A 12,629-nucleotide genomic window follows, 5' to 3' on the forward strand; every position below is an offset into this window, starting at 1 on the left:
TCTTTACGAATAGTATTTAGAACTATGAATAAAGCCTGATGACCTAAAAAGTAATTTTTTAAAGGTCATTAGGCTTATTTTTGTCGAAAGAGTTCAAACTTTCCGTTAAATTACAAAAAGATTACGGTAAATAGTTGATATATGTGAAAACTTTGCTAAAATAGAAAGAGAGTTTAATTGTACTCATTACATTAGTATCTGTATTTTTCCAAAGATATCTAGTACATATATAACATTTTGCTATATTCTTTGACAATAAGTAGCATTTACTAGTAAAAGTTGGTACAATCTAAACTGTGCAACACTGTTGAAATATTTCAGCATAAACACAGATCTACCAAAAATAGGAGGAATTTAACACATGGCTTATCAACCAAAGTCTTACAAGAAATTCGTAGCAACAGCTGCGACAGCAACATTAGTAGCATCGGCAGTAGTGCCAGTAGCATTCGCTGCTAAACCAGCTTCTGAATTCACGGACGTAGCTCCACAATACAAAGTAGCTGTTGATTATTTAGTAGACAACACGATCGCTGCTGGTAAAACACCAACAACTTTCGGTACTGCTGAAAACATCATCCGTGTTGACGCTGCAATCTGGATTGCAAAAGCAACTATGGACAACGGCGAAATTTCTGATGCACCTGCATCAAACTTCACAGATGTTCCTGACCGTGGGAAAATCTACGTTGACGCATTGAAATTCAAAGGATATGTAAATGGTTCAACTGCAACTGCTTTCAATTCTTACGCAAACATCTCTCGTGGAGAAGTTGCAATGATTCTTGCTGAAGCATATGACATCACAGGAAACACTGCTGACAACAAATTCACAGATGTTAACGCTCGTTACCTTGCTGCAGTTTCTGCACTTAAAGATAACGGAATTACTACTGGTAAAACAACAACTCGTTTCGGTACTAACGATGCAATCACACGTGGCGAACTAGCAATTTGGATTCACCGTTTAGAATTGCTTGGAACTGACGAAGCAACTGTTGCTTCTGCAACTGCTTTAAACGCTAAGCAAATCGAAGTTCGTTTCGATACTACATTGAATGCAGATGCTGCAACAGTAAATGATGCAACTGAATTAGATAACTACTCATTCAGTGGTGTTGCTCCAATTTCAGCTGTATTGTCTACTGACAAAAAATCAGTTGTGTTGACTTTTGCAACTTCAATCGAAGGCCCTAACAATCTATTAGTTGTTGAGCCAATCGTTACTGAATCAAAAGATGGAGAAGGTAACGTAATAGTTACTGAGAAATACTCACAAGTATTCAACTACACTGATGCTGTTAAACCAGTAATCACTAGCTCTTCGTATGCTAATGGTAAAGTGACTTTGAACTTCTCTGAGAACCTTTCACAATTACCTACAGCAGTTCGTGTAAATGGAACTCCTGTAACAGCAGTAGCTTTCGCAGCTGGTAGCACTTCTAAAGTTGAAGTAACTGTTGCATTACCTGCTGGATCATCTGCTTCATTATTCGTAGCTGGTGCTGAAGATGCATCTACTGCAACGAATGAAATGGATATCTTTAACGGAACAGTAACAGCACCTGGTGCAGATACTGAAAAACCACGTGTGGCTTCAGTTGTAGTAACTGGACAAAACACAGCTAAAGTTACATTGAGCGAAGATATTGTTGCTGAAACAATTTCTGCTACTCTTCAACAAGGTTCTACTCAAACTCCAGTTACATTAGTGCGTGATACAACTGATGAATCTGGCAAAACTTATTCATTAACTGTTGCTGGATTATTCACTGGTACTTCTACTAGCGAAACATTCACAATGTATATCGCTGCTGATGCAATGTCAGATCTTGCAAACCCAGCTAACAAAAACGATTTCTACAGCACAACTGTAACTTTCAACAGAGATACAGTAGCTCCAACATTAGCTTCTACTCAAGTAGCTGCTAACAACCAAAAATTAGAGTTCACTTTCAACGAAGCATTAACAGTTGCTGGTAACGATGCAAACATCATTGTAACTAACAGTGAAGGCGTACGTATCACTGCTATTGACAATGAAACTTTCCTTAAAACAACTGACAACAAAACTTACCAAGTTGACGTAAAAGCTGGAGACGTAGCTCTTGATGCTGGTACTTACACAGTTTCAATTCCTGCTGAATTCTTCACTGACGCTTTCGGTAACAAAACTACAGCTGTTTCAGGTACATTCACTGTTGGTACTGCAACAAGCACTGACACTGTAAAACCTACTGCTGCTGTAACTACAACAGCTAAAAACCAATTCACTGTAGCTTACAGTGAAGAAGTAACTGGTTCTGGAGTAGCTCTTTCAAACTACCGTTTGGATGGTCAAGCTCTTCCAGTAGGAACAGATATCTACTTCACATCTGCTGCTAAAAACCAAGTTGTTATTCAACTTCCAACTAATTCTGTAAACATTGGTAACCAAACTACTGGTGCTTCTGCAATTCTTACAGTTTCTGGTGTAGCTGATAAAGCTGGTAACTCAATTACAACTGCTAACTATGGTGTAGTTGTTAAAGATAACACTGCTGCTACTGCATCTAACGTTCAAGTAATTGGACAAGATGTATACGTAACATTCACTGAAAATGTAACAGTTCCTGCTCTTACAGATTCAGATACAGTATTCAACTTAACTGTAAACGGAACTACAGTAACTGGTGGTCTCCTTGAAACAGTAGCTGGCGCTGCAAACCGTGTGAAATTCACATTAGATGCTGCTCCAACTGCAACTCCTGTAGTTACAGTAAAAGCTAACCAAACAGTTGTAACTGATACTAACGGAACTCCAGTAAAATAATTTAATCTAAAAATTTACTGAAGTAAGTAAAAACCCAGACGCCTAGCGTCTGGGTTTTTTTCTGTTTAAGATTAGAATAAATATTGCACAATAGACCTTCATTGTCTGCGAATATATTATTACCTGTATAAATAGTGTAGATGAAAAGAGTAGCCCTCCAAAAGGAGGGCTACTCTTTATCACTTCACTTATTAAAAAGTATTTCTGTCGAAAGTTGTCAAACACTAATGAATTTGAAAATGAAATTTCATTTAGTGAGATAATGATCGACAGAGTATGCGACCATTAGATGACCTCTTGGAGTCCAATGAATACCAAGTAAAGGATCGATAAGACCGCTCTGTGTCAGCATAGGGTCTGTTGCCTCACCAGCTTTAAGCACTGCGTTTTTATAGTTGTCGATTAATTGTACTTTGTGTTTTTTAGCAACCCTGCGAATAATGTCATTATAACTATTCTCCCAAGCTCGGATACCGCCTTTATTTGCGTATAGTTGCTTGATATCAGGGTTCTTAAGTGACTGGGACTTATAGTAGACGGTTTCATTGACTGGCAAGTTTGTCATCAGTAACACCTTAACTTTGCGTGCTTTCAATAGTGCCACCATCGATGTTATATTCTTTTCAAACTGGATTTTGCTAACCTGAGGTTGTTTTGTGTCGGGTCTAATCAATGCATCATTAATGCCAAACATCATTACAACAGTGGATGGTCTGTTATCCAAAACATCTGCCTTGAAACGTTTTACTGCACTTGCAGTCGTATTTCCACTGACACCCGAATTTATGGCTCCAACGAGGGCTGGCCAATTATGATCCGGATATTCTGGAAACTCTCTAGGTAAATAGGAGCCTGAAGTGTTACTATCGCCAAAAGCGATAACTCCTCCAGATGCTGCAACATTTGATTCATTGATATTTGGTTGGACGAGTGAAAGCAAAAGGACAATCACTATCAAAATATAATTTTTTCTTTTCATCGAAAGCCACCTTATTCAGTTTTTTATACAGATTGGTTACCCATTCTATATGAAATGAATGGGCAAATGAATACCGTAAATTAGTTTTACTCCTTTATTTTACCATATTTATGAATTCAAAAGCTGTAGCATTTTAAAACAATGAGATTGTCTTAAGGGGAAGAACACCAAATTTCTTTAATTATAAAGGTTTTAGTCGAATCTTTTTTTCGGAGCTGTTTTAATCATGGATTTTATGTAAGCTCAAAATAGATATATTACGCTTTATTACAAAAGGTCATCAAAAGATTCTATAACTTTCCCATAGACTTTGATAGAATAAGCAAGTAACGAAATTTAGTAAATTGAAGGTGTTTATTTGTGATTTTTAATTCATTTGAATTTATCTTTTTATTTCTACCTCTAGTATGGGTTTTGTATTATCTACTTGGGAGGTTTCATATACCATTTGCGAAAGCATGGTTACTAATCGCTTCTTTGTTCTTCTATGCATATTGGAATCCTGCATATTTGCCACTAATTCTTGTTTCGATGGTTATCAACTATGCTGTGGGCATGTTTTTAGGGAGAAATAAGGGAGGTTTGTGGCGAAAAGGTATTCTATCCCTCGGCATTATTTTTAATGTGGGGTTGCTAGGATATTTTAAATACTACGACTTTTTTGTAGAGAATGTGAATTTTATCTTTGCTACTGATTTTGTCTTTAAAGATTTACTACTTCCACTCGCAATCAGTTTTTATACATTTCAACAGATTGCCTATTTGGTCGATTCGTATCGGATGGAAACAAAAGAATATAGCTTTCTAAATTACGGTCTATTTGTTTCTTTTTTCCCACAATTAATTGCTGGACCTATTGTGCATCATGGTCAAGTGATGTCACAATTCTCGGAGAAAAAGTCATATACAATCCAATACGAAAATTTGTCAAAAGGGTTACTCATTTTTGCCATTGGTTTGTTCAAAAAAGTAGCAATTGCAGATACATTTGCTGGGTGGGCTAATACGGGTTATAACACCGTCGAAACTCTGACATTAGTGGATAGCTGGATTACGACTTTATCTTATACGCTTCAGCTGTATTTCGACTTTAGTGGCTACTCGGATATGGCGATTGGTTTGGCGCTGCTCTTTAATATACGTCTTCCAATCAACTTCAACTCTCCTTATAAAGCACTGGATATTCAAGACTTTTGGAGAAGATGGCATATGACATTATCCCATTTTTTAACCACCTACTTGTATATCCCGCTTGGAGGTAATCGAAAAGGTTCTTCTCGCACGTATATCAATATCTTTATTATCTTTTTAGTGAGTGGGGTTTGGCATGGAGCAGGATGGACATTTGTTTTCTGGGGTGTCATGCATGGACTTGCCAGCGTCGTCTGTAGATGGTGGAAACGAGCAGGCTACAGGATGAATAAAGTAGCAGCGTGGATCATAACTTTCATGTTTGTTCACCTCGCATGGGTATTTTTCAGAGCAATAACTTTTGGAGAAGCAATTACAGTTCTCAAAGCGATGTTTGGCTTCAATGGTGTGCATTTACCGATAGCTTTCAGAGAACATTTGCCAAGTCTTAGTTCTGTATGGTTCGGTAGACTACCATTTACAGATTCACTAACTACATTAGGTGTCAGTCTAACTCTTGGTTTATTATTGGTATGGTTTGCTAAAAACTCACTGGAAATCATGGAACAAAAAAAACGTAATGTAACAATGGCGATTTTTATTGCTCTATTATTATTCTATAGTGTCACGCAGCTTCAAAATGTTAGTGAATTCTTGTACTTTAACTTCTAGGAGGAGATTCCATGAACGATAAAAAATTTACTATGACGGTCATGGCGATTTTCGCCGCTTTGACGCTAGCTATAGTGTCATTCAATTATTGGATGGATCCACTATGGAATTTTGGACATGCACATGCTTATAATGATGTACAAATAGTAACGGATGAACGAGAACAAAAGACAGCCAATCAACAATATGTTTCGAAATCTGCAAATACATTATTATTAGGCAGTAGCCGTAGTACCTATATTCATACTACTGGATTTAAGCAATGGGATGTTTATAACTACTCTGTAGCTAACTTATCCATGCAGGAATATCAATCTATGATGAAGTATGCTTTCAAACAAAACCCAGACTTTGACCGAGTTATATTAGGTGTTGATTTCTTTAAATCGAGTACGCAAGAAGCTAGTGCACCTCGATCCATTGCAAATTATGAAGCGAAAGTAGATAAACCATTTTACCGTGCGAAAAATTTACTTTCTTATGACGTATTTAAATACTCACTTGACAATATTAAATTATCGTCAAGCGACGATATATCAAGAGATCGTTTATACAACCGACAAGGTAATGCCTTTGCTAAGAAATTATCAGAGGAAGAAACATTTAAACAAACAGTAAATAAAATCACTAAATTTGAAGATACGTTTTATGGGGAGCACTATGTGTATTTTCCTCAATATAAAAAAGTTATGACAAATGTGCTAAATACCCATCCGGAAGCAGAGAAACTTGTGTACACAACACCAATTTCAACTGAACTTTTTAAAGCATTAGTCTATACCGATTTACTAGACGAATATGAAATTTGGTTACGTGATTTGGTTGATGTCTACGGTGGTGTTTGGAATTTCATGTATCCAAACGAAGTGACTAACGATATTAACAATTATTACGATGGTCATCATTTTTATCCTGAGGTCGGCGATTTAATTGCTGCTCGAGTCGAACAAGGTGAGTCAGCGGAAGTCCCGAAAGATTTTGGGGTATATGTGACAGCCAAAAATGTTGATGATCATATTAAATATGTAAAAAAACTAGTGGCTGAATTCCAAAAATAAGAACCTATTTACATGGGAAGAGAATCGAACATTGATTCTCTTTTTTTATTTGTTAGACTATTGAATCATTTTGGAAAATATGTATATCTGCTAAATTTCTTCCTTTATACTAAAAGTACAAATAATTAATAAAAGGGAGTATGACATGAAGCGTATTTTTTCGACAATAAGTTTTATATTAATGCTGATGATTCTGTTACCAGGTTTTGCAAACGCAGAAACAGCTTTAATTACAGGGAAATTGTTACAAGAAGATGTACCTTATTATGCTGAAGGAGACCTTGAAAAACCAGTAGGTTCATTAAAAGGAATAAATAGCTTATATCAATTCTCTATCACTCCACAAGCAGAATGGGTGAACGTTCAAATTGGTGCAAAGAACTTTGTTATTTCTGCCTCTATGATTCAGTCCGCTGAGGAAACTTTGCCACAGATAACACTTAATCAAGTAAGATCAATTGATACACTTGAGACATTTACCATATACAGTGAAGCAAACGTGGCAAGCAAGGTGATAGTCAATGCTCAATTAAAACAATCTTTACAAACACTTTCTTATGAAAAAGGTTTTTTTGTTGTCAATGTTGGGGGCAGAAAAGGCTTCTTAAAAAGCTCTGACGCTTTAGTGAAATTTGCGAAACCAGTTATGTCCATTGAAGTTCTGCAAGATATCCCTTTATATGAAGTGAAAAGTAGACAACGTTTTCAGATTGGTGCTTTAAAAAAAGGAATGATCTTTAAACGCACCAAACAAGTGGCTAATTGGCATCAAATTGAAATGAATGGGCGTGTATATCAAGTTGAAGTATCCCATACATTTCCTTCTGCAAAAGCAATCACACTAGTAGCCATTCCGAAAGTGGTTTATCCAGCAGCTGTAATTACAGAAGTAAATGCTCCTGTAATTAACGGAGCAGGGCAACATATTGGAACACTGAAGGTTGGGCAAACAGTACGCTTAGCCAATATTCGTAATAACTTAGGTTATATAGATTTTATGGGATCCTTAGCTTATGTTTCTTTGAAAAACGTCAAACATACAAATTTGGTGCAACCAAAGAAAAATATTTCGGCTCGTGAAATGTCCTATTGGCTTCAAATGTATGCTGGTATGTACCCTGAATTTACCAAACTTGAAGTAATCGGTAAAAGTGTAGAGGGTCGTGCTATCTATGCTTTAAGAGTAGGTAATGGAAAAAAGGAAATTATCATGGATGCTTCCTTACATGCACGTGAACATATGACCACAAATTTGTTACTTGAAATGATTGACTCTTACTCACTTCATTATTTAAAGAAGTCTACTGTTGCTGGTTTTAATGTCCGACAAGTATTAGATCAGACGAGTATTTGGTTTGTACCTATGGTTAACCCAGATGGAGTTACTCTTGTGCAAAGTGGTAGATATGCAGTGAAAAATGGTGACTTGGCAACACGAATTAATGGTTCGACAAACTTTGCCCGTTGGAAGGCGAATGTGCGTGGTGTAGATTTAAATGATAACTTTGATTCAGGTTGGAGTCTCATTAATAGCGCAATTAAAAAACCAAGTTATATGGGATACCGCGGACCTCGTGTTTTTTCAGAGCCGGAAGCAGTCGCTCTAAAGAATTTTGTAGAAAAGCATAATTTTAAGTCTTATATTTCGTATCATACTGCAGGGCAAGTATTGTATTGGTTTATGTTCCAACAACAAGCACAGTTGACAAGAGATATACAATACGTTAATCAATTGAGCGCAATTACTGGATATACGGTAATGTCCCCTATGTACAAACGAGGATCAGGTGCTTCCACAGATTGGTTTATTCAAAAGACCAAAAATCCAGCCGTAACAGTTGAAATTGGTCCGTATACAGGTGAAAAACCAGTGCCGCATGTGTATTTTGATCGAGTGTGGAAACAAAATTATAAAGTCGGTTTGCATGCTGCAAATGAAGCTGCAAAACGATAAAAAGGGAGTGGGCATCTCATGAAAAAAACCCTCACATCAATTGTACTTGGCGTATTGTTAACAGGTTCGTTAACCTCAGTGGTTGAAGCAAGTTCCAGGCAGTCGATTTATAGCGATTTATCTATGAACAACACTTTCTATGAATCTGTGTATTCTATGAACATGAAGGAAGTTTTGGAAGCTGACTATACGGATGATGGGAAGATTCTCATCAAGTCTAATGAAGTGGTAACTCGAGGCGATGCAGCATTCATGCTGTATATGTTACTAGGAATGGAACCAGATACTACTTTGGGATTCCCAGATGTTGACCCATCAAGTCCCTATTATGAAGCAGTATCCACAGTAGCATCGCGTAATATTGTTAGCGGGTATGAGGATGGGAAATTTCATCCTGAAATCGTATTGACAAGATCTCAAATGTCTCGCATCATTGCGGGGGCATTCAACTATACAGTCAATGCTAATGCCACTGTCCCTTTTACCGATGTTAATGAACGGTGGACGCCGTATGTGGATGCCATGTATCGTCACGGTGTGACAGCCGGTGTTACGCCAACGTCGTTTGCTCCTGATAAAAAATTAACTCGTGGTGAAATGGCAGCTTTCATGCATCGTGCTTATAAAAAAGTACCTGGGTCTGCATACACTGAATTTGAAGTGATGAATGTCGTCAATGAGGCGACACGTAAAACAAGAAATGTCATTGTCCAAGGACTTGCAAAACATTTTCCAAATCAAAAAGCAGCGGATATTTCGAGCGATATGAGTCAGCTAGCTATTGATTCCTATTTATCTTTATCTTTAGTGGGCTATGAAAAGTCATGTTATAACTGTGATGGAGCGAATGTATTGTCGGATTTCCAGTTTGGTCTGCCATATGAAATATTAATGCAATCTGATACTTTGCTGAAAATGGATGCGACAGTTCCAACGAATAGTATCAACTCCGGACATCGCGCAATAATAGAGTTAGTCCGGAGCGGAGATTCTTGGAAAATCAAATCATACGTGACACGTTCTTTTACCTCTGACCCTTTGGCTTTGACGATTGACCAAGCTATTGATTATTTATCTTATGCAGTCCCTGTTTATTGGCAAGAGGATGTAGCAACTATTCGACATACGGGAAAAGATAATGCGACCGGGTATGATCTGTTTGTGGTTAACGGAAAAACTACTTATTTATTTGATAGAAATAGTGGATATCTAGACAGAAGATAACATAAGTTGAACTTTGAGGATTCTTTCAAAGTTCAGCTTTTTTTGTTGTAACTTTGTGAATACCTCGAATTAGTTTCGCGAATAGAAGCTACCAAACCGCGTGTAGTCTACAGAGAAAGTCAGTTTCGTGCATTGGATTGGTTAAACCGAGCATAAGAAATCATTGTGGCAAAATAGAATGAGTTTGTATTTGAATAAATGCCAATAACAAAAAAAGATTAACTGGAAAGAGTAGTACATTATATTCATTTATTGGATATATCTACTATTTGTAATATTTATGATATACAATTGTAATAATTGAAATATAATTGTTAATAATTTGGGATTTAAGACGACAAATGATGTTTCGAAAAAAATTATTCAGGAGTGTGTTTTACATGAAAAAGAAATTAGCTTCACTTGCACTGGGAATATTGGTGGCAGGATCATTCGCGCAAGGGGCTGAAGCAAGCTCGAGGCAGTCGATTTATACGGATTTATCAATGAACAATACATTCTATGAAGACGTTTATACGATGAACATGAAAGGTGTATTGGAAGAGGAATATGTAGCAGCGGGACTGAAAATCAATCCTTCAGCTATAGTGACACGTGGGGATGCAGCGCTGATGTTGTATAAGCTACTAGGCATGGAAACTGAATCGACTACAGGATTTCCTGACGTTAGTCCAACCAGTTCATATTATGATGCAGTCAACACAGTTGCATCACGTGGAATTGTTAGTGGCTACAAAGACGGGAACTTCCGTCCTGAAGTTGAATTGACACGTTCTCAAATGTCTCGCATTCTTGCAGGTGCTTTTGAATATACAATCAATAACAATTCAACCGTGCCATTTACGGATGTAAATGAACGCTGGGCTCCTTATGTAGATGCTCTTTACCGTAATGGTGTAACGGCTGGCGTAACGAAAACATCATTCGCACCGGATAAACAATTAACTCGTGGTGAAATGTCAGCTTTCATGAATCGGGCGTACAAGAAAGTTCCTGGTTCATCTTACAATGACGATGAAATAAAAAATACGGTCAATGAAGTAATAAGTAAATCTCGACATGTATTTAGCCAAGGACTCGCACATTATTACCCGAAACAGAAAGCTTCGAATATTTCTGCTGACATGGCACTCCTTACTGTGGATCCATTTTTATCAGATGCATTGGCTCTCTATGAAACATCATGCTATGGTTGTGATGGACCAGGTCTTATGTATAATTATGAGTTTGCTTTGCCATATAAAATTTTCTCAAAATCTAATACATTAATAAAGTTGGAGGCAATTGTACCAGCAGGTGGTTATAATTACGGCCTCCGTGCAACAATCGAGTTGATCCGAAATGGTGAGTCTTGGAAAATCAAATCGTACGTAAAGCGAATATTAACGGATGACCCACTGAACCTTACGATTGAACAATCTATTGAATACTTGCGCTATGTAATTTCAAAAAGCTGGAATGAAGAGGTAGTAACTATTGAACATAAAGGAAAAGAACCACGTTTCGGATTCGATCTATTTTTAGTTAATGGTAAAGACACTTATTACTTTAATGTAAATACAGCAGAGCTTAGTCCATACATTAGTAGTTAATTAAATGAGTAAAATTAATAGAGAGGAACTTGTCTAAAATAATGACAAGTTCCTTTTTGTATTTCAATAGTTATTAGTGAGGGAAGTTAAATGTGCATGATTCTACTCTATAATATCTATTAGAAAATGAATGTCACAAAATTTATCATACAGCTGAGGGCAACTGAAAGTTCACATCAATTCCATCACATGCCCAAGTGGTTTTCGAATCAATGATGCAAGCAGTTGATGGGCAGTAATGGGGATTGCGCTGACGGACTAGGTAAGTATTTGTTGAAATAATGAAATAATTAGCGCAGTGGCCATTTGGGTCGTTGCGCTTTTTTGTTGAAAGGAGTTTAGGAGACTATGCGTTTATATTACAAGATAAATTACTATTGTCACATTATGTAACTATATTGTTACACAACTGTAAAATAAAATAGGTTTATTCCATGATAAGATAATTTTAGTTAAGTTTTCAGAAAATTATAGCCATGGGCGAACCGGAGGATTTTATTTTATGAAATTTCAGTCACAGTTGCTTAAAGTCATTTTGATGAGTACTCTTTCTTTATTTTTCATACTAGCTCCATTAGCAAACCAAGCGGATGCTTCAAGTGGTATTAATTCTAATCACATCGTTTCAGCAGCAAATAACGTAATGGGTACTAAATATATGCGAGGCGGCACAACAGCAAGAGGTTTTGATTGTTCAGGTTTTATCGGATATGTTTATAAGAAGGTAGGAGTGCAACTTCCAAGAACATCAGCAGGTATGTACGGAGCGGGGAATTCAGTCAAAAAGAGCAATCTAAAAGCAGGAGATTTAGTGTTCTTTAATACATCTGGTAAAGGTGTATCTCACGTAGGCATATATATCGGCAATGGAAAATTCGCGCATTCATCTTCAAGTAAAGGTGTTTCAGTATCTAAACTAAATGATCCATATTACTGGGGCTCTAAATATATCGGTGCTAAGCGTGTAGCTAAAGTATCTCAAGTAGCTTCTAAATAATAAACTTATAATCTAAATATCATATATTCTAAATAACAAATATTCGCAAGCGCATTATCGCAAATGAAATTGTGATAATGCGCTTTTATATGTTTACTATATTGTAACTATTTTGCAACTCTTGTAAAGTGCAAGGCTCCTCTATTTTAAGGGGAATCAAACGTCCTAATTAACTATGCGATGCCTGGCACTATTTTCATGGTGGTATTC

General features: G+C 36.8%; 8 protein-coding genes. 7 read left to right on the forward strand and 1 reads right to left on the reverse strand.

From position 1 onward, the window contains the following. The first annotated feature begins 361 nt into the window (after positions 1-361). A complete protein-coding gene (locus ACFPYN_RS00910) occupies positions 362-2,812 on the forward strand; it encodes an S-layer homology domain-containing protein (protein WP_377732000.1) in 2,451 nt (816 codons plus the stop codon). A gap of 247 nt (positions 2,813-3,059) precedes the next feature. On the opposite strand, the gene ACFPYN_RS00915 is transcribed toward ACFPYN_RS00910, so the two are convergent. Continuing rightward, positions 3,060-3,791 (reverse strand): SGNH/GDSL hydrolase family protein, encoded by a 732-nt coding sequence (locus ACFPYN_RS00915; RefSeq protein WP_377732001.1) that lies wholly within the window; start codon positions 3,789-3,791, stop codon positions 3,060-3,062. Between the two features lie 360 nt (positions 3,792-4,151). On the opposite strand from ACFPYN_RS00915, the gene ACFPYN_RS00920 reads away from it, so the two are divergent. The 6 genes from ACFPYN_RS00920 (at position 4,152) to ACFPYN_RS00945 (ending at position 12,419) form a co-directional block, all read left to right on the forward strand. Next, on the forward strand, positions 4,152-5,594 hold the full coding sequence (locus tag ACFPYN_RS00920; protein ID WP_377732002.1) for an MBOAT family O-acyltransferase: 1,443 nt from the start codon (positions 4,152-4,154) through the stop codon (positions 5,592-5,594). Between the two features lie 11 nt (positions 5,595-5,605). After that, positions 5,606-6,652 carry a hypothetical protein gene (locus ACFPYN_RS00925; RefSeq protein ID WP_377732003.1) on the forward strand — a complete coding sequence of 349 codons (1,047 nt, stop codon included), beginning with the start codon at positions 5,606-5,608 and terminating at the stop codon, positions 6,650-6,652. A gap of 145 nt (positions 6,653-6,797) precedes the next feature. Continuing rightward, positions 6,798-8,606: a M14 family zinc carboxypeptidase gene (locus ACFPYN_RS00930; RefSeq protein WP_377732004.1), complete on the forward strand. Its 1,809-nt coding sequence runs from the start codon at positions 6,798-6,800 to the stop codon at positions 8,604-8,606. Positions 8,607-8,624: 18 nt separating this feature from the next. Continuing rightward, complete coding sequence (locus tag ACFPYN_RS00935) at positions 8,625-9,830, forward strand: S-layer homology domain-containing protein (RefSeq protein ID WP_377732005.1); 1,206 nt, start codon at positions 8,625-8,627, stop codon at positions 9,828-9,830. Between the two features lie 380 nt (positions 9,831-10,210). Continuing rightward, positions 10,211-11,422 carry an S-layer homology domain-containing protein gene (locus ACFPYN_RS00940; protein ID WP_377732006.1) on the forward strand — a complete coding sequence of 404 codons (1,212 nt, stop codon included), beginning with the start codon at positions 10,211-10,213 and terminating at the stop codon, positions 11,420-11,422. A 502-nt stretch (positions 11,423-11,924) separates the two neighbouring features. Continuing rightward, a complete protein-coding gene (locus tag ACFPYN_RS00945) occupies positions 11,925-12,419 on the forward strand; it encodes a C40 family peptidase (protein ID WP_377732007.1) in 495 nt (164 codons plus the stop codon). Positions 12,420-12,629: the final 210 nt, after the last annotated feature.

The sequence above is a fragment of the Paenisporosarcina macmurdoensis genome (assembly GCF_042658845.1).
GTDB classification, from domain to species: Bacteria; Bacillota; Bacilli; order Bacillales_A; family Planococcaceae; genus Paenisporosarcina; species Paenisporosarcina macmurdoensis.